18 protein-coding genes are annotated in these 19,330 nt (G+C 43.2%); 10 read left to right on the forward strand and 8 right to left on the reverse strand.

The genetic code is table 11. The annotated features are described in order from the left end of the window. Positions 1-82: 82 nt before the first annotated feature. From CXF69_RS02120 to CXF69_RS02145, 6 genes are all read left to right on the forward strand, one after another. Positions 83-1,039, forward strand: a complete 957-nt coding sequence (locus CXF69_RS02120) for an alpha/beta fold hydrolase (RefSeq protein WP_101206420.1) — start codon at positions 83-85, stop codon at positions 1,037-1,039. 224 nt (positions 1,040-1,263) lie between these two features. Beyond that, positions 1,264-2,085: a 2,3,4,5-tetrahydropyridine-2,6-dicarboxylate N-succinyltransferase gene (gene dapD, locus CXF69_RS02125; protein ID WP_057760881.1), complete on the forward strand. Its 822-nt coding sequence runs from the start codon at positions 1,264-1,266 to the stop codon at positions 2,083-2,085. Between the two features lie 225 nt (positions 2,086-2,310). Continuing rightward, complete coding sequence (queE, locus tag CXF69_RS02130; RefSeq protein WP_101206419.1) at positions 2,311-3,042, forward strand: 7-carboxy-7-deazaguanine synthase QueE; 732 nt, start codon at positions 2,311-2,313, stop codon at positions 3,040-3,042. Positions 3,043-3,117: 75 nt separating this feature from the next. Next, positions 3,118-4,275, forward strand: coding sequence for a multidrug resistance efflux transporter family protein (locus CXF69_RS02135; RefSeq protein ID WP_101206418.1), 1,158 nt, complete (start codon positions 3,118-3,120; stop codon positions 4,273-4,275). A 100-nt stretch (positions 4,276-4,375) separates the two neighbouring features. Further along, on the forward strand, positions 4,376-5,011 hold the full coding sequence (locus tag CXF69_RS02140; RefSeq protein ID WP_101206417.1) for a trimeric intracellular cation channel family protein: 636 nt from the start codon (positions 4,376-4,378) through the stop codon (positions 5,009-5,011). Positions 5,012-5,082: 71 nt separating this feature from the next. Next, complete coding sequence (locus CXF69_RS02145) at positions 5,083-5,748, forward strand: trimeric intracellular cation channel family protein (RefSeq protein WP_057760888.1); 666 nt, start codon at positions 5,083-5,085, stop codon at positions 5,746-5,748. A 252-nt stretch (positions 5,749-6,000) separates the two neighbouring features. On the opposite strand, the gene CXF69_RS02150 is transcribed toward CXF69_RS02145, so the two are convergent. Then, positions 6,001-7,869 (reverse strand): single-stranded-DNA-specific exonuclease RecJ, encoded by a 1,869-nt coding sequence (locus CXF69_RS02150; RefSeq protein WP_101206416.1) that lies wholly within the window; start codon positions 7,867-7,869, stop codon positions 6,001-6,003. 317 nt (positions 7,870-8,186) lie between these two features. On the opposite strand from CXF69_RS02150, the gene CXF69_RS02155 reads away from it, so the two are divergent. Both CXF69_RS02155 and CXF69_RS02160 read left to right on the forward strand, forming a co-directional pair. Further along, positions 8,187-8,702: a hypothetical protein gene (locus CXF69_RS02155; RefSeq protein ID WP_101206415.1), complete on the forward strand. Its 516-nt coding sequence runs from the start codon at positions 8,187-8,189 to the stop codon at positions 8,700-8,702. A 184-nt stretch (positions 8,703-8,886) separates the two neighbouring features. Continuing rightward, positions 8,887-9,276, forward strand: a complete 390-nt coding sequence (locus CXF69_RS02160; protein WP_101206414.1) for a hypothetical protein — start codon at positions 8,887-8,889, stop codon at positions 9,274-9,276. Between the two features lie 98 nt (positions 9,277-9,374). On the opposite strand, the gene CXF69_RS02165 is transcribed toward CXF69_RS02160, so the two are convergent. From CXF69_RS02165 to uvrB, 3 genes are all read right to left on the reverse strand, one after another. Then, positions 9,375-9,752, reverse strand: coding sequence for a hypothetical protein (locus CXF69_RS02165; RefSeq protein WP_101206413.1), 378 nt, complete (start codon positions 9,750-9,752; stop codon positions 9,375-9,377). Between the two features lie 299 nt (positions 9,753-10,051). Continuing rightward, on the reverse strand, positions 10,052-11,104 hold the full coding sequence (locus CXF69_RS02170) for a pyridoxal phosphate-dependent aminotransferase (RefSeq protein WP_227522990.1): 1,053 nt from the start codon (positions 11,102-11,104) through the stop codon (positions 10,052-10,054). Positions 11,105-11,421: 317 nt separating this feature from the next. Further along, positions 11,422-13,533 (reverse strand): excinuclease ABC subunit UvrB, encoded by a 2,112-nt coding sequence (uvrB, locus tag CXF69_RS02175; RefSeq protein ID WP_101206411.1) that lies wholly within the window; start codon positions 13,531-13,533, stop codon positions 11,422-11,424. A gap of 482 nt (positions 13,534-14,015) precedes the next feature. On the opposite strand from uvrB, the gene dps reads away from it, so the two are divergent. Beyond that, a complete protein-coding gene (dps, locus tag CXF69_RS02180) occupies positions 14,016-14,498 on the forward strand; it encodes a DNA starvation/stationary phase protection protein Dps (protein WP_101206410.1) in 483 nt (160 codons plus the stop codon). A gap of 167 nt (positions 14,499-14,665) precedes the next feature. Here dps and CXF69_RS02185 read toward each other — a convergent pair whose 3' ends face one another. The 4 genes from CXF69_RS02185 to CXF69_RS02200 all read right to left on the reverse strand — a co-directional run bounded on the left by CXF69_RS02185 (position 14,666) and on the right by CXF69_RS02200 (position 18,008). Beyond that, entirely contained in the window at positions 14,666-15,754 is a 1,089-nt protein-coding gene (locus tag CXF69_RS02185; RefSeq protein ID WP_101206409.1) for a cation diffusion facilitator family transporter, read from the reverse strand. Positions 15,755-15,940: 186 nt separating this feature from the next. Next, complete coding sequence (locus tag CXF69_RS02190; RefSeq protein WP_101206408.1) at positions 15,941-16,501, reverse strand: acyl-CoA thioesterase; 561 nt, start codon at positions 16,499-16,501, stop codon at positions 15,941-15,943. A 151-nt stretch (positions 16,502-16,652) separates the two neighbouring features. Continuing rightward, positions 16,653-17,063, reverse strand: coding sequence for a DUF2177 family protein (locus tag CXF69_RS02195; protein ID WP_101206407.1), 411 nt, complete (start codon positions 17,061-17,063; stop codon positions 16,653-16,655). Positions 17,064-17,102: 39 nt separating this feature from the next. Further along, positions 17,103-18,008 (reverse strand): LysR family transcriptional regulator, encoded by a 906-nt coding sequence (locus tag CXF69_RS02200; protein ID WP_228706732.1) that lies wholly within the window; start codon positions 18,006-18,008, stop codon positions 17,103-17,105. A gap of 105 nt (positions 18,009-18,113) precedes the next feature. On the opposite strand from CXF69_RS02200, the gene CXF69_RS02205 reads away from it, so the two are divergent. Continuing rightward, positions 18,114-19,286, forward strand: a complete 1,173-nt coding sequence (locus CXF69_RS02205; RefSeq protein ID WP_101206405.1) for an MFS transporter — start codon at positions 18,114-18,116, stop codon at positions 19,284-19,286. Positions 19,287-19,330: the final 44 nt, after the last annotated feature.

Consider the following 19,330-nt stretch of genomic DNA (forward strand, 5'->3'; position numbering starts at 1 on the left):
ATAAATTGCGCTGCTTGACCCATTACTTGAGCAACATCGTCAAAAACGTTAATGAAAATTATAAGTAATCAAGGAACATTACATGAGTACCAATATCGATACCAGTAACGACCACATTTTGTCTTCTGACAATATTCACTACTTGCATCATAATTTTTTTGAACCAAGTAGCAAAGACGTCGAGATTAGCGCGACTTTATTGATTGTGCATGGCATGGCAGAGCACAGCGGTCGCTATAGCGATTTTGCACAGTTTTTGGCAGATAATGGTATTGCTGTGGCGACTTACGATCATTTGGGTCATGGACAGACGATCAAGACTGAGGCCGATCTTGGGTTTTTTGGTGAGGAGCATCCGGTACAGTCACTTTTGAAAGACGTGATTGTGATGGCCGATAGCCTAAAAGACCGTCATCCAGACGTCCCGCATTTTGTGATGGGTCACTCGATGGGCTCATTTATCGTACGCAATGTACTCAAGCATCATGCGCATAATTTCACAGGTGCCATCCTAATGGGTTCCGCAGACGCCAACCCACTGGCTAAGGTTTTATTACCTATTAACAAGCTACTGGCCAGAGTTGCTCCAAGACAACCGAATACAATTTTTGCCAAGGTGATGAATAAAGTCCTTAACAGCCAACTATCTGATCGCAATTCGTCCTCACAGTTTGCGTGGCTCAGTGAAAATACCGCAAACATTGAAGCCTATGAAGCCGATCCTAAGACTGGTTTTGACTTTACCAATAATGGCTTTATGACATTGTTCACGCTCATGGATACTGGATTAAATAAAAATTGGGCTACCACTATTGCCAAAAACTTCCCAATGCTGTTTATCAGCGGTGAAGATGATCCGATTGGTGAAATGGGTCGCGGTATACGTAGGGTTGTCACGCGTCTGGACAAACGTCATTTCAGTCATGTCGATATTCAGCTGTATCCTAATATGCGCCATGAAGTGCTGCACGAAAAGGATAAACAGACCGTTTATCAAGATATTTTAGAGTGGATAGAGACCAACACGGCAGACAATTAAATTATGATAAATGAGTTGTTTTGAGAGGATGTCTGAAAACAACTCATTCAATATTGTCACAATAAGACCCTCAACGCGTTTGCTAAAAGCGGTCAAATTAGCGACAATACGGCAAGCAAGTTTTTGGACCAAGCCATACCTTGAATTTTCTTTAGGCTGGGTCATATAAGTCTTTAACCATAACATTAAGATCACCCTCCCTTTCATTCATTTTAGGAACCTTTATGTCATTACAACAAACCATCGAACAAGCTTTTGAAAACCGTAACGAATACAGTCCAGCTAATATGCCACAAGACGTGCGTGATGCTATCAATCAAGTACTTGAGCAACTAGATAACGGTAGCCTGCGCGTAGCAGAAAAGAAAGATGGCGAATGGGTTGTCAATCAGTGGGCCAAAAAAGCCGTACTATTGTCTTTCCGTCTAAACGACAACTACGTCCAAGCCGCTGGCGAACACGTACAGTTCTATGACAAAGTTCCAACTAAATTTGCTAACTGGACCGAAGCGCAGTTTAAAGAAGCAGGCGTACGCGTTGTACCACCAGCTGTCGCACGTAGAGGTTCTTTCATCGCAGCAGGCGCAGTATTGATGCCGTCATACGTCAACATCGGTGCCTATGTCGATCAAGGTGCGATGGTTGATACGTGGGCGACCGTTGGTTCATGTGCTCAAATCGGTAAAAACGTGCATTTATCAGGTGGCGTTGGCATCGGCGGTGTATTAGAGCCATTGCAAGCAAACCCTACTATCATCGAAGACAACTGCTTCATCGGTGCACGCTCTGAAATCGTTGAAGGCGTTATCGTTGAAGAAGGCGCTGTCATCTCTATGGGTGTCTATATCGGTCAATCGACGCGCATCTATGATCGCGAAACTGGCGAGATTCATCGTGGCCGTGTACCAGCAGGTTCTGTTGTTGTACCAGGTAGCTTACCGTCAGAAGATGGCACGCACAGCTTGTACGCTGCCATCATCGTGAAAAAAGTTGACGCGCAAACTCGTGCAAAAACATCAGTAAACGAGCTATTACGCCTAGCCTAAATATTTGGCACGTACCATTATTTGGTACATAATATTGTTTTATATGAAGATGCTGGGGGATGACTCCAGCATCTTTTTTGCAGCTTAATATAACGCGTTACGTTATAATCCTCTTTTAGTTTGTCTTTATACAAACACAAAATCATTCGTACCATCCCCTGCCTTTTTATTACGATTGATAAGCGCTTCATCGCCTTATCGACCTTTAACTGTATTTGAAATATTATGAGTGAATCATCATTACGCACCGCCGCTATCCCTGTTACTGACCCCGAAGCAGGATTACGTCTGACTGAGATTTTTTATTCCTTACAAGGTGAGGCAATCACTTCAGGCTTGCCGACGATATTTGTGCGTCTAACGGGCTGTCCGCTGCGCTGCGTCTATTGTGATACCGAATATGCTTTTACTGGCGGCGAACGTCAATCATTAGAAACCATCATAGAAACCATCAAAGGTTATCCGTGCAAGCGTATCTGTCTGACTGGTGGTGAGCCATTAGCACAGCCAAATGCCATTGAATTGATGAAACGTTTGCTGAGCGATGGGTATGAGATATCCCTTGAGACCGCAGGCGCACTCACGGTAGAAAACGTGCCAGCAGCAGTCAGCAAGGTAATGGATCTCAAAACACCAAGCTCAGGTGAAGTCGATAAGAATCTATGGTCAAACCTCGACTATCTCACTCAGCATGACCAAATCAAGTTTGTCATTATGAATCGTACAGATTACGACTGGGCAAAAGCTAAATTGACCGAGTATAAGCTAAACGAATTGGTCGGTACGGTATGGTTCTCTCCGATGTTTAATGTCGCAAATGATGTCGATGAACAGCTCAGCCCTGAAGTACCTGTATTGGCGCGCGAGCTAGCAGAATGGATGTTGGCTGATGCCTTGCCAGTTCGCTTTCAGCTGCAATTGCACAAAATCATTTGGGCAGATGCCAAAGGCAAGTAACTATCAGCAAGTAATTATCAGCAAGTAACAAACAAAAAGTGTGAACACGTTGAGTGCCATGGATAAGGTAGCGGTATGATCAAACTCATTTTATTGGGCTTGCTAGCAGGTGCGTTTTTTAGCTCGACATTTATCTTAAATGAGCTTATGAGTAGCGCAGGTGGACATTGGTTTTGGTCAGCGAGTCTACGCTATGTCTTTATGCTGTTAATTATTACCGTCATTATTGCGATACAACATGGCTTTGGTCGTATTAAAGCGCTAATGAGGATTTTTCTTCAGCATTGGGGCTTTTGGTGCATTACTGGCAGTATCGGGTTTGGACTGTTTTATACCGGTATTTGCTATGCCGCAGATCATGTTGCGGGATGGGTGGTAGCGGCTACCTTTATGTTTACCGTCGTCGCCAGTTTACTTGTACTATTGGCATTTGGTCAACGTTTTGATAAAAAATTCATCGTATATGCTGTCATTGTCTTTATCGGTGTGGCACTCGTCAATATCAGTGAAGGTCTGCATGCTGCTGCTATAACCGACACCGTCCCAATGTCTGACATGCTGCTCTACGGTGCGCTACCTGCGCTTATCGCTGCTTTTAGCTACCCAATTGGTAACCAGCTGGTTTGGCAGGCTTCTCATAATGCCCGCCAGCGCAATACTGAATTACAGAAGGCAGCAGAGTTTAACGATCAAAAAGCTAGCATCAGTATTAGTATTGATATCAGTGAGCAGAATGAACCACTCATATCCGAAGCTTATGATTTGCCAGCTACGACATATGATGCTACCGACCTCGATAGCGTACTTCAAAGTAACAACACTGCGGCAACCTCATCCCTACAAAATCTAATTGCTCGTATTCCTTCTATCGAAACCACGCTACTGCAAAATGCCTTTAACAAAGTGTGGCTAATGACTCTCGGGTGTTTGCCATTTTGGCTGTTTTTGGGCATTATAGTGCGCCCTGACCAGCCCCACGCCTCACAAATAATCAATACGTTGCTCGTTGCTCTATTAGCAGGCGTGGCAGCGACCACTATATTTTTGTATGCGCGCGAGCAAGCTGTTACTTCAAGCGAGGTTGCAGGCGTTGACTCAACCCAAGCCAGTGAGGTTATCTTTGCCTTGATTGGGGGTATATTATTGTTAGGTAACGCCATACCTTCGGCGATGGGACTGGTCGGTATAGGGCTTATTATGGTAGGGCTGATATTATTTGCAAAAGACGGCTAAATGGCACTATAACACTACGCCCATTTCGTCACAGTTATGCATTGAATAGCCACCTAAAAAACACCTATCACTTTGATGATCTCGATTTGGCAATATAACCATGGGCAATGCTTTGATTTTTCCTGATATTCTATTATATTTATTGGACATGGTTGGCATTGTTGCCTGCGCGATTGCAGGGACTTTGCTTGCGCAGCATAAAGGCTTCGATATCGCTGGTTGTATCTTGGTAGCGATGGTCAATGCCATCGGCGGTGGGACATTACGCGATATGGCTCTCGACCGTCACCCTCTATTTTGGATGACTGATCTTAATTACGTGATCGTTATCACGGTGACCTCCCTTATCTTACAAATCTTCTTTCACCTTTATCATAAGATTGATAATGCGTTAAAGCTCTTTGATGCCATTGGGTTGGCCGCTTTTAGTGTCATTGGTTTTAAGGTGGCCTTAACCCTAGACATGTCTCCCCTTATTGCTATTATGATGGGTGTTTGGACCGCCATCATTGGTGGTTTGTTACGTGATATCATTTGTAATGAGATTCCGCTGGTACTACAGCGTGAGATTTATATTACTGCCAGTATCGCAGGGTCTGTGACTTATTTATGCTTACAGTATTTTGGGGTGGACGCCAGTCTCAACGAATTTATTATGCTGTTTGTCATCTTTGCAGTACGTATGCTCGCGCTCAGATTCGACTGGCATCTGCCTTCTATTCGACTCGTAGACTGATTGATTGAGCAAGACTCTGCTGAGATAGCCTTTGTTTGACTGACAATAATTGAAAATAGTGAGAACTGCCCATGTTGGCTATCGTATTGGACCCTACCGTACTGATCACTACTTTTGACCCGCGCTCTTTGATATATTTCTTCGATATGATTGGCATTATCGCCTGTAGCGTTTCGGGCACGATACTTGCCAAGCACAAAAACTTCGACGTCTTCGGCTGTCTTCTCGTGTCTATTGTCACTGCTATCGGCGGCGGCACGGTACGTGATGTCATTCTCGATCGCCATCCGTTATTTTGGATGGTAGATATGAGCTATCTGACCCTTATTACGATTTCATCGCTAGCGATGCAGATATTTTTTCATCCAAACTCTAGACGAGTGGATAAGTTCCTCAAGCTTTCTGACACCATTGGTCTGTCAGCATTTACACTGATCGGTATCAAAGTCGCTGACAGTATGGGCGCCAATGTGCCTGTAGCGCTATTATTAGGTGTAATTACTATCGTGGTTGGTGGCATCATTCGCGATATGATTTGCAATGAGATTCCATTGGTACTACAGCAAGAGATTTATATCACGGCAGCGTTGACGGGTGGCGTGCTGTACTTTGCTCTAAAGAATTTAGGCGTGACAGATTGGGTAGCTGACATCTCTACGATGAGTACGATTTTTACTTTGCGTATGCTTGCTATTCGTTACGATTGGCAGTTCCCCACACTAGAGTGGAAATACTGATACTAGGGCGTGTCTTCATTTCAAAAATGGTGATAAAAATGAGATAAATTGCCGTCAAACAAGAAAAATAGCGCAGATAATATCGGGATATTAACCAGCTATTTGACGCTGTTTGGCAAGATTTAACCATTTTTAGCCCATTTAGATGACTATCGGGTGAATTGAAGACACGCCCTAGACTAAATTAAAGTTGATAATACCAACGCGCCCATATTTGAGGGCTTTTAGTATTATCGATTTAACATTTTCGCTTTACCCTTGCTCTACCACAGCCAAATCCTTGACCATCAACTGTAAGCTTTGTTTGCCGTTCCATTCGTTGATGTCTAGCTGAAATAATAAATGGACTTGCTTAGCACGATAATCCCAAGCCTCATTATCGAAGTTAAAGCAAATGGCCTCTATCGGATATTGAACGTCTGGATAGCGCAGCGATAACTTAAGATGTTTATCTTTTAAAATCTTAAAGCTCAGAACCTCAAACACGCCATCAAATATTGGCGGTGCAAATCCATGACCCCAAATACTGGCATCGGCTAAATGCTCGGCAAACCATAAACTGAAGTCACTCGCTTGCAAAGGTCCATCGGTGAATTTTTGCTCTGCAAATACCTCATCATCCATTTGAGCCATCACTTCGTTAAAAGCTGTGACAAATGCCTCAAAGTTACGACGCTTGAGGGTCAGACCTGCTGCCATCGCATGTCCACCGAAGTGACTGATTAAGTCAGGATGACGCTCAGCAACTTGTTCAATCGCATCACGAATATGTACGCCAGCGATAGAACGTGCAGAGCCTTTAATGGCACTATCTTCATCTATTTGTTCAGTGTCTGCTGGTGCAAAAACGATACTGGGTAAATAATGGCTTTCTTTTAAGCGACCAGCGACAATGCCAATGACTCCTTGATGCCAGTCATCTTGGTACAGAATAATACTACGAGCACCTGTATTGTTGACCTTAGCAGTAGAGACAGCTTGAGTAGCCACATTCTGAGTAACAAGTGCTTGAGTAATTGTGTCATCGTTACTGCCATTATCATCACTATCACCATTCGTACTATCGTCGTTATTATCTTTATTAACCAGTGCTTGTACGATACTATCAGCTTGCGCACGCATCTCGCCCTCTACATGACGACGCGTACGATTCAGCTGTTCAAGCTCTTGTGCCAAACGTTGTGCGGTGCTCCAGTCTTCAGTTAATAAGCATTCGATACCGATGCGCATATTATCCATACGCCCAGCTGCATTGATACGTGGGCCTAATACAAAACCGAAATCCTGCGCATGAAGCTGCTTAGGATCACGGCCCGCTTGCTCAAGCAATGCCAATATTCCCATACAGCAGCGGCCTTGACGAATAGCTGATAAACCGTGATGTACCAAGATACGGTTGTTTTTATCCAGTACCCCAACATCTGCAATCGTCCCAAGTGCGACTAAATCTAAATATTGGCTCACCTGTACCGTAGACTTGCCAGCTTCGCGGCGTAGCTTTGCTAAGCGTCCGAGCACATAAAACGCGACTCCAACTCCAACCAGTGCTTTACTAGCAAAGTCACAACCTAGCTGATTGGGATTGACTACCGCTTCCGCAGGTGGCGTCTCTTTGGTCGTGAGATGATGGTCTGTGATAATCACCGTAATACCATCAGCTTGGGCGCGTGCCACCCCTTCGTGACTTGAGATACCATTATCAACCGTCACTATCATATCTGGCTGAAAAGTCTCAATACCTAACTCGACAATCTCTGGCGTCAGGCCATAACCGTACTTAAAACGATCTGGTACTAGGAAATCAACGACCGCACCCATCTTTGTGAGCGCGCGCATCATTAAGGCTGTACTGGTGGCACCGTCACAGTCAAAGTCACCAACGATCAAGATGCGCTGACGCTCATCAATGGCCACATCTAATAAGCGCACGGCTTCAGTGACACCGTGCAGGGCCTCAGCAGGCAATAGACCTGACAGGCTAGTCTCCAGCTCATCAGGCGCAGTGATACCTCGCCCTGCATACAGACGGGCAAGCGTGAATGATTGAGCGGCAAATGGTTGCAGCGCGGCGGGCAACTCGTCGATGCGAGTGCTGGTATAACGGGGGGTTAAATTTAGCATGAGCGTATTCTACTGGCTTTAGCAGAGGCTCACAATGACAATTTATACTACCTTTGTATATCATTAGGCATTGTGCAACCTGATGAATAATGCCTGTAAATTAGCAATAATTGATACTGCCATTTTTATAGCTCATGTAAACTGCCTTCGTTTAATCACTTACAAAAAAGGTGCACAGTATGAGTAATTTCATTCATTTTGCTACAAAGCAATGATTGTAAGCCACGCATAAATCCATAAAATAGTAAGCAACTGAAGAATTTGTTGTTCATTGAACTTTTTATCATTTATATTTTAATTATTTATAAGGACACTTTATGAAAACCACGCCACTTGCTGAAAAACTTCCAAATACGATCGACCCTAACCTAGACCTTGAGAAGGTTAAAAAAGAATGTCAGGGAATGGTAAAAAGACGCGCTAGAGTTTCTGCTGGTGTAGCAGTTGTGCCAGTACCATTTTTTGATGTGGCAGTTGACGCGGGGATGTTGACGCAGTTGATTCCAGAGATTAGTGAGCGTTTTGGTCTCATTGAAGACCGTCAATCAGCCATTAACTTGGAATCTCGCGAAGTGCATTGGAGCGCAGTAAAAGATCGTACTGTAGATTTCGCTGGACTCATGGCAACACGCGGTATCGTTAAGAAAACCATTCAAGGTTTCGGTGGTCGTATCGCTGCCAAACAAGTGACTAAGTTTATCCCACTTGGCGGTCAATTGGTTGCTGCGACTATGGGCTATACGATTTTTAAGAAAATCGCTAATGACCATATCAACGAATGCTATAAATTGGCGAAAGATATTCAGCAAAAAGAACACGGCAAAAACGTATAAATAAGCCGAATAGCTTAGTCTATATCAAGCCAGTTAAGTGATTACTTAGCTGGCTTTTTTGTGGTTAATACATATAGGTTATAGAGTTCTAAAATAAAATGCGCCTGTGGTTAATGATGTCATTGCTAGGTTTTACTGATAAAATACAGCTTTATTTATGACAGACACCTTAAAGGACTAACTTATGAAAAAAATCTTGGCTTCAACGATGATGCTAGCGACTTTTGCCTTGGCGGGATGTACCTCAACAGGTACTACAAACAACGGTACAGGTACAGCAATCGGTACCGCAAACGAGATCGGCATGAATGTTTTTAGAGCTGCGATCGACAACCAATGCCGTAGCCAAATTGAAAAACAAAACGCATGGCGTGTTGCAAGCGTCGCCATGACAGAAGCACAGCAAGAATCTGTTAAAACCAATGTTTGTGGCTGTGTGAGTGAGCAAGCGCCACAGCAAGTGACGATTGTTGAGCTGGGCAATGCCGCGATTGACTCTCAGTACCGTACTCAGTTAGTCGCACAAGTCGTCGCCAAATCTCTACAGAGCTGCTATACAAGCTTTGTTCAATAGAACAATTAAGTTATTTATTAGAATAAAAAATAATAAAGAGGGTGCGTTATACATAATGCACCCTTTTTATTGCTAATAGATTAGTTCAATTAATTAGCCTAAAATTTATTTGTGTCAGATGCTTGAGACGTTATAGAGGCCGTAAAAGGTAATGATTGGCTACGACGGAAATACTTCGAGGTGCTATCAATAATTTTATCTACTTCCTTAATTAAATCATTAATCACGTCATCATAAATACCATGATATAGCTCTTTTTCAAATGCTGTAAATGGGTGCTTGCGCGACGCTGAACCCACTTCAGTGACACCGTCTTTACTATAAAAAATATCTACGCGACCATCACTATTCAACACACAATTTAATAGTCCGCCTTCAATTTCCATCTCTACGCGTTCTGGCATAAAAATATAGTCATCTACATTGATAAGCTTTTTCTCTACTTCTCGTTTAAAAAATGATTTGATATCAAACATAGGTACATCCCTAACTTTATAATTATAAGATACGTGAGCATGCCGAGCACTGTGACTGTTACCCAGTATTCATCTGTGTGATTAACGGGTCATGCTTTACTCAGTTATCCTATAAGATAGCGTTAGATTATTTAAGGTGCGATATGTAAAACTGCGTTTGATGTTGGTAAAAATGTGCGATTGATTTTGGATGTGACATAGACCCAATAAAATAGAACTAGAAAAATAGACTCAACAAAAAAGGAAGCTACCAACAAGCAACTTCCTTTTTTATTATTGAACTGCATTAACTAATTTAGCTAGACCCAGCCCTTCTCACGAAATGATTTGAGTACCTCTACAAATACTGCCATCTCATCAGGTCTGCCAAGTGTTAAGCGATTAAAGCCACTGATTGGCGCAAACTCACGCCCGACAGCAATACCATGCTCACGCATTCTGTCGATATAGGTTTGCACATCGCCTTGTATCTCATGAAATATAAAGCTTGCCTGCGATGGCAAGTAGCGTAAGCCAAGCTCATCTAATGTTTGCTCAACCAGTTGACGCGATTGATTGGCCATACACAAGCTCAATACTAGAAACGCTTCATCATCGAGAGTCGCTAATGCAGCCACGGCACCTGCCAAGTTGGTATTATCAATTGAGATGAAAGCCTCTAGTTTGCCTATCGTTTGCGGGCTAGCAACTGCATAGCCGACACGCATGCCAGCGAGTGCACATAGTTTTGAGAAAGTACGCACTACAACGATATTTTCTGAGTACTCCTCTCGTATCCATGCGACACCACTCTCAAAACTTGGATCAGTCACATATTCCGAATAAGCTTCATCTAATAAAAAGTAATGGTTACTTGTTGCATTTCCTACCCATTCTTTGAGATTTACTGTGTCAGTAATAGTCGACGTTGGGTTGTTTGGATTGCACAGATAAAACAAGCTAATACCGTCAAAGTCATCAGCCACTTTTTGCATACCTTGCAAGTCAAAGGCGTAATTTTCAGTCGTCAGTGGTACTTTGACCACAGGTACATCGATAGATGTCGCATATAACTCAGCATAGGCAAAGGTTGGATGCGGCACGATAACTTGGAATTTTTTACCTGCTACTAATGCTTGATTTTGTAGCATTTGGACGACAGTACGGATGTTTTCACTAGAGCCACTGCCCAGTGAGATTTGACTCTCTATCACACCGTTTATCTCAGCGACTTTAGTAATCAGCGCCGCACGTTGGTCATCAGGATAACGAAAGCCAATGTCTAGAGAGTCGATAATAGCTTGTTTGGCAGCATCTGACATGCCGAGTGAGTTTTCGTTAGAGTTTAATTCTATTAAGTTGTTGGTAAGCACAGTGAATAATACGCCTAGATTATGTCCATTCCAAAAATTTAGTCTGTGTTGACGTTGACAGTGTGATCTATGAGAACAACAAGCCTAGCCCAAATAGAGCATCACACGTGCTCGGCTTATTAGCTTACGACTTAAATTTTTGAAATGTTATATGGATGGTGAGGTTTATGCGGATATGGTAAGTGGCAATGCGCTGTATTACAAGCCTTCTACACATTCCGATATTGAATAAACCACAAAAAAGTGAGGTACTCAAAAAGCACCTCACCTTCGCTATTGTTTAGCCTCTTTTTAGCCTCAGCATTTAACCCAAGCGATCAGATTAAATGTGCTTTTAACTCTAGCACTTTATCACGCGTTTTTGCTGCTTCTTCAAACTTCAAATCACGAGACATTTGCTGCATTTGCTTCTCTAATCGTTTGATTTCTTTGGCAAGCAAATCAGGACTACGCAAGATATTGATATCCACATCTGGCAAGTTACTCTTAACTGGGATAGCTTGATTGTCATTGGCATCCAAGCTTTCACCAGTATCAATCTTGTCCGTGATACTACGACGAGCCCCTTTTGGCGTGATGTTATGCTCAAGGTTAAAGGCAATCTGCTTATCACGGCGGCGATCCGTCTCGTCTATCGCCTTTTGCATACTTGGCGTAATGCGATCAGCATAGAGAATGGCTTTACCATTCAAGTGACGCGCTGCACGACCAATGGTCTGAATAAGCGAACGCTCTGAACGCAAGAAGCCTTCTTTATCAGCATCAAATATCGCTACCAGTGATACCTCAGGCATATCCAAGCCTTCACGTAATAAGTTGATACCGACCAGCACATCATGCACGCCAGTACGGAGCTCATGGATAATCTGCATACGCTCGACAGTATCGATGTCCGAATGTAGATAGGCAACCTTTACATCATACTCTTTGAGGTAACTGGTCAAATCTTCTGACATACGCTTGGTCAATGTAGTAATCAGTACACGCTCGTCCTTTTCACGGCGTTTGGTAATCTCTGATAGCACATCATCAACTTGCGTCAAGACAGGACGTATCTCAATCTCAGGATCAATTAGTCCTGTAGGACGAACGACCTGCTCAACGACTTGCTCGCTGTGTTCAAGCTCATATAGGGCTGGCGTGGCACTCACATAAATGGTTTTGGGCTTGATACGTTCCCACTCTTCAAACTTCATCGGGCGGTTATTCATCGCACTGGGTAATCTAAAACCATAATTGACCAAGTTTTCTTTACGTGATCTATCGCCTTTATACATCGCGCCAATCTGCGAAACCGTCACATGTGATTCATCAAGGAACAGTAAGGCATCTTCTGGAATATAATCAAATAACGTTGGCGGCGCTTCCCCTGATGGACGGCCAGAGAGATGCTGTGAGTAGTTTTCGATACCGTTACAGTAACCAAGCTGCTGAATCATCTCCAAGTCATACTGAGTACGCTCTTTGAGACGTTGTGCTTCAATCAACTTATTGTTGTCACGGAAGTATTCTAAACGCGGCTCTAACTCAGCACGAATCGTATGGCTGGCAGCTTCTAACTTATTACGCGGCGTCACATAGTGCGACTTTGGATAAATGGTAATACGTGGCACGCTGCGTACCGTCTTACCCGTTAAGGGATCAAACCACGTAATCTTCTCGACTTCGTTATCGAATAAATGCACACGTACGGCTAGCTGCTCAGACTCAGCAGGATAGATATCTAACAGCTCTCCACGCAAGCGATAGGTACCACGGCCAAAATCCAGCTCATTACGCGTGTATTGCATCTCAACCAAACGCTTGATGGTTGCTGTACGATCAATGTTATCGCCCACAACGACATGCAAGAGCATTTTAAGATAGCTCTCTGGATCACCCAAACCATAGATACAAGATACCGAAGCGACAATAATCGCATCACGGCGCTCTAACAAGGCACGCGTGGCTGACAGGCGCATCTGATCAATATGATCGTTAATGGCGCTGTCTTTTTCGATAAAGGTATCACTAGCAGCGACATACGCTTCTGGCTGATAATAATCATAATAGCTGACAAAATATTCGACCGCATTATTAGGGAAGAACGATTTGAACTCACCATATAGTTGAGCGGCTAGCGTTTTGTTGTGCGCCATAATAATGGTCGGACGCTGAGTTTCAGCGATGACCTTCGCCATGGTATAGGTCTTACCAGAACCAGTCACACCTAGTAGCAACTGCTCGTCCATGTCCGAATTGATGCCGTTGACTAGCTTTTTGATGGCTTGCGGCTGGTCGCCTGCTGGCTCAAAGTCAGTAACCATCTCAAAGGCACGGCTTGATATTTGCGTCCCTGACGCATTAACACCACTAATTTCAGCTTCGCCTTGGAGCTGAGTGGCCAATTGATTTAACTGACGCGATGAGCGCGGTTCAGGCATTCGCATAATGGCTTTCTTCTTCTTAAGGTTTATAACAATATGGGGTCTGAGCAGCGGTTTTTAAAGGAGAATAAGGAGTCTTATCCTATAGTCGAAACGCTGTCTCGCTGCCCAAAATATAAGTATATAAAGGTAAGATTTATTAAAAGTTAAGGCCTAATATTAGCGGATAAAACTTACATCGTTATAAAAAATGCACACAGTATTCGATAAATTTACAAAGCTTTTCACGGTTAACAAACTCGTTACACGACCACTCAACAAAGCCTAACACTCAAGGGTTCCAACACTGAGTTAAGCTGCTATTATCGTTCTTGAGTTAACAAGTTGATGACTTTCAAGTATTAATGATCAGTATTAGTGAATGGATAGCTTTATAGCAATTCCTATGATTAGTTTTGAATTGATTGTCATCGAATAGAAGACCAATAAAAATACATTGAACTTTCATTCAATATAATAATTTTAAATAAATGACGGAGTAAAATATGAGAGAACGTTACGCAAGTGGTATTTCAGACGAAACTGCGAAAAAAATGATTGATTTGCTAAACGCTAACCTAGCAAACGTTATCGATTTAACCTTAGATGGTAAACAGTGCCATTGGAATCTACAAGGTACTGGCTTTATCGGTGTGCATCAATTACTAGATGAGACGTCAGATCGTATCCTTGAAGTATCAGATACTATCGCAGAGCGTATTGTAATCCTAGGTGGCCAACCAAACGGTTTAGCAAGTCGAGTAGTAAAAGAGTCTATCCTAGATGACTACCCAACCGACATCACTGAGGTAGATCAGCATGTTCGTGAGCTAACAAGCCGCTACAAGAAAGTAGCCGAGACATTGCGTGAAGCGATTGCTACTGCTGGCGATGCAGGTGATGAAGACACCGCTGACTTATTCACAGAAGCTAGTCGCATTGTCGATAAAGATGCATGGTTCATCGGCGCAAACGCACCAAAGAACTAATAGTATTTAATTCGACTAGTCACTAAGTACTAGAGTTATAAAGTTATAAAAAAAGCCGTCATGATTGACGGCTTTTTTGTGTTTAGCGTTTTGTTAATTTAAAAAGAATACTTAAAAGCATTCAATATGATTCCTCTACCACCTACTTAATCTATTAAACCTTTATATCAAATATTCTCTAAACTTAGGAGCTCAGCGTTAGGTTCAGACAGTGTCAAGATAGCCTCTTGAAAGACTGGATTACCTCTGAATAAATTTTCAATCTCTTCAAACTTCTGTGCGATATGCTCTTCTTTTTGATTGCCTGCGATATCTACTGCCGCCACCATAAATATCTTCTTTGGACCGACCCACTCTAGGTGCAGATAGGACACACTATCGATATCTGGATGATTTAGCAGCTCGCTTAAAACATATTCATGCATACGGTCAGTGACTCTATGCCCGACTAAGAAATCTCGGTTGCGACTGATCAAGAATATGGCGACGACGCCCAGTAGTAGACCGACGATGATAGACCCTAACGCATCCCAATACGGTTCGCCCGTATAAGCATGCATACCCATAGCAGCAGCGGCAATCACCAAACCGATGACCGCTGCTAAATCTTCAAAGAATACACCGCGCAACGTTGGGTTAGACGTATCTACAACATAGCCAAGTGCACTGATATCGAGCGCTTCACCATGCTTTTTGCTTTGTCTGTAAGCCTGAATCAATGAGATTCCTTCGAGCACAAATGCCACTGCCAATACGATAAAGCCAATCGTATAGTTAGCTTCAGACTCAGTAGCGTTCCATTCTTTGATACCGGTATAGATAGAGACAATCGAACCTGCCGTAAATACACCAAAAGCCGCAATCATCGACCAAACATAAGACTCTTTGCCGTAGCCTAACGGATGGCTTTTATCAGCAGGTTTGATGGATTTTTTTTCTGCGACGATGAGCAATGTGCCATTGCCAGCATCTGCCCATGAGTGAGCTGCTTCCGCAATCATAGAGGCTGAGCCTGTCATAAAGGCGGCAACAGTTTTTGCGATAGCGATAACCAGATTGGCCCCGACCGCAATCAACACAGTGATCAGTGAGCCTGAATGCTCATCATTGGTTTCAGGGCTTTGATTAAGGGTATGTTTTAGTTCAGGGTCATTTGAAATTTTAGGATTACCCGCCCCACGCGCGCGAGGTGTTTGCGCTTTAGGAGAGGCTGGTAAATGGCGCTGGGGATTAGCAATAGATGGCTTTAGACTCATGCTAGACTCACTGAGATAACGTATTGATAGTAGAATTTTGCCATAGATGAATGGCTTGAAATCTATATCAGCTTAAAATAAGCGCTCTACAATAACAGTGTCTTTTTAGTGAGTCGTTGTATGAATTATTAATTTAATAAAACTAGATAACTTTATACAATTTTAGATAGCTTTGAATAACTTGGGCTACTTTTCCACCTCGGCATTTTCTTCGTGTTCGCTAAACTGCTTGTTAATTTCTTCGAAGTCGCAACTAGGACGATGCGAGCTTTCCATACGCAGCTTTTTTCGTTCTTTAGCCGCATCGGCACGGCACTGCTGCATCTTGTTTTTGATATCGAGTGGCGGTGCGGAGGTTGGTTTACCATTGTCATCGATAGCCACCATCGTAAAGTAACAGCTATTGGTATGACGGACGGTACGACCACGCACATCTTCTGCTTCGACGCGGATACCTACTTCCATTGAGGTGTTACCAACATAATTGACACTGGCTGCAAAAGTAACCAACTCGCCCACATATATCGGCTCACGGAACATCACCTGATCGACAGACAGTGTCACCACATAGTTACCACTATAGCGACTGGCACAGGCATAAGCGACCTGATCAAGCATCTTCAGCAAATCTCCACCATGCACGTTGCCAATGAAATTCGCCATATCGGGCGTCATAAGTACTGACATATATAGTTCATGGTTTAATGGGGCTTTTTTGGCAGTGGAGCTGGTATTATATTGCGGCATAATATTCCTTAATGGTTTGACACTTATTTATTATGTCTACCATTTATACAGCAGGTCGCCGTCTAGCACAAACAGACCTCTGTCATTAGACAGTCTAAATTGTGTAAATTGGAGCTATTTAAACAGCGTTATATAGGCCAAGATATAAGCATTAGCTTAACCAGTGAAAGCGATACGCAAGCCACGCTACTATGGCGCTAACCGAACCGGTCAAAATACCACCCCATACAAAGTCAACCAACGCTGTATCTAGCGTAAAGCCCTTATACAGTGCCAAATTGGTAAAGTCGTATGTTCCATAAGCCATCAAGCCAATTAACCCGCCGAGTAAGAAGATATGACCAACGGATGCGCCAGCTTTGATTTGCGGATATAGAACCAAAATACAAAGCGCTAATATATAAAACATATAAAACACGCCAGCCGCCATCATGTTCGGCTCATCAGCCAATAGATGCCCGATACGCGACTCATAAAAGGCGCCTTTCATGGTCGTTAGCCAGACAGCATCGATACCCAAAAAGATAACCACAGCGGCGAGATAAATAAAAACGTAACCCATGATATTACCTCTTATAAAATGAATAGAAACGGATAAAAGTTATAATGTCAGTCTTGGTTGAACGAAATCTAAAAATGCCAGAATACGTGAAGATACGGCACTGTTTTTGTAATATACCGCCTGTATGGCTTCACGGTTGTTTGGTCTGACTATCGCCTCAGGCAACACCTCAACCAATCGTCCAGATTCTAAATCTTCACCAATCATAAAGTGTGACAATAAAGCAATACCTTGATGATTCAAACATAGCTGACGTAAGGTCTCGCCGCTACTGGCTGTCATGTGAAAATTGAGCTTCACTGGTGTTCTTAACGGCCAACTGTTTAGCTTTGACGCATAGTTAAAGCCAATTAATTTATGAGTGCTTAAATCATCAACATTCAAATTATCAATATGAGTCACTTCATTATGCTGGTGTAAGTATTCAGGACTGGCTACTAGCCGCAGCTTACTTTTACCTAATAGACGTGCATGCAAATTTGAGTCTTTTAAGTCGCCAATTCTGATAGCTAGATCCGTCTTATGCTCAAGCAAATCAATAATATTGTCATGCGAGGTAAGGTCGAGAGTGATATGTGGATACTGCGCCACAAAATCACCAACCAAAGGCGTCAGTTGATGAAAGACAAACGGGCTCGCGGCGTCAATCCGTAAATGCCCACTCGGCGCTTGTTTTAACAGCTTAATCGCTTCTTCACCGGTATATAACGTATTTAAACTCTCACGCGCATATCTTATAAAGACATGCCCTTCCTCCGTCAGCTCCAAGCGCCGTGTCGTTCTATTTAGCAGCGTGCATTGCAGCGTGTCTTCGAGTCTGGACACCGCACGAGATACTTTGGCAACCTGCTGATTCAGTAAGTTGGCAGCGCCAGTAAAGCTACCCGTGTCTACTACCGTCAAAAATATCTCTATGTCTTCTGTTTTAGCATGTCCCATCATCATGATTACCTTTACAAAATCGACAAAGGTATTTTGTCATTTGTGCTGTTTTTTGCAAACTATAAATCCGTCAAACTACGCGCATCATTTAATTATTAGGATGTCGTTATGCCACTCGCTTTATGGGCGCTTACTCTAAGCGCATTTGCAATTGGGACAACCGAATTTGTCATCGTTGGTCTGGTACCAACTATTGCCGCAGATCTAGGCGTGAGCTTACCTTCAGCAGGGTTACTCGTTAGCCTATATGCTGTCGGTGTTGCCATCGGTGCCCCTATACTTACCGCACTCACTGGCCGCTGGAACCGTAAAATCGTACTGATGAGCTTAATGGGTCTGTTTGTCGTCGGTAACTTGCTGGCTTGGCAAGCACCCAGTTATGAAACCTTAATACTTGCCCGTATCTTGACCGGTCTGGCACATGGTGTGTTTTTCTCTATTGGTTCCATGATTGCTACTAGCCTTGTTAGTAAAGAGAAAGAAGCCAGCGCAATTGCCATTATGTTTACTGGGCTTACTGTAGCGCTCGTCACTGGCGTACCTTTAGGTACATGGATTGGACAGCATTTCGGTTGGCGCGCTACGTTTTTGGTCGTCTCAGTACTGGGTTTAATTGCTTTAATTGGTAGCGCAATATTAGTACCAAAAAACCTAAAAAAATCTATCCCTGCAACGTTCAAAGAGCAATTACAAGTCATTGTAAAACCACAGTTACTGCTGGTTTATCTCATGACGATCCTTGGTTATGGCGGTACGTTTACGGCATTTACCTACCTAGCACCTATCTTAGAGCAGCAGACCAAATTTGCGCCATCAGCCATCGGTCTCATCATGCTCGTATATGGCGTGTCCGTTGCTATCGGTAATATCTGGGGCGGAAAACTTGCAGATAAACGCGGCCCTATTAGTGCGCTTAGCATTATATTCAGCGCCTTAAGTGTCATTCTTTTACTGTTCACCTTTACTATGCAGTCCAAGATTGCCGCAGTGCTGACTATTTTGGTATGGGGTGCTTTTGCCTTTGGTAATGTACCAGGTCTACAAATCTATGTGGTTAAGCAAGCTGAAAAATATACGCCAAATGCCGTCGATGTCGCTTCTGGATTGAATATTGCTGCATTTAATATCGGTATTGCACTGGGCTCAATCATCGGTGGTAGCGTGGTTGAAAATATGTCATTGCAAGACACAGCTTGGATCGGCGCTGTTATCTCTTTAATGGCACTAGCGGTCACACGCTATTCAGGTCTACGTGATAAGCGTGCCCTGCAAGCATCGTAGAACCTTTCGATGTACAACCTCTCAACATATGGGTCCCAAACTGT

This window comes from Psychrobacter sp. Choline-02u-9, from assembly GCF_002836505.1.
Lineage (GTDB): Bacteria > Pseudomonadota > Gammaproteobacteria > Pseudomonadales > Moraxellaceae > Psychrobacter.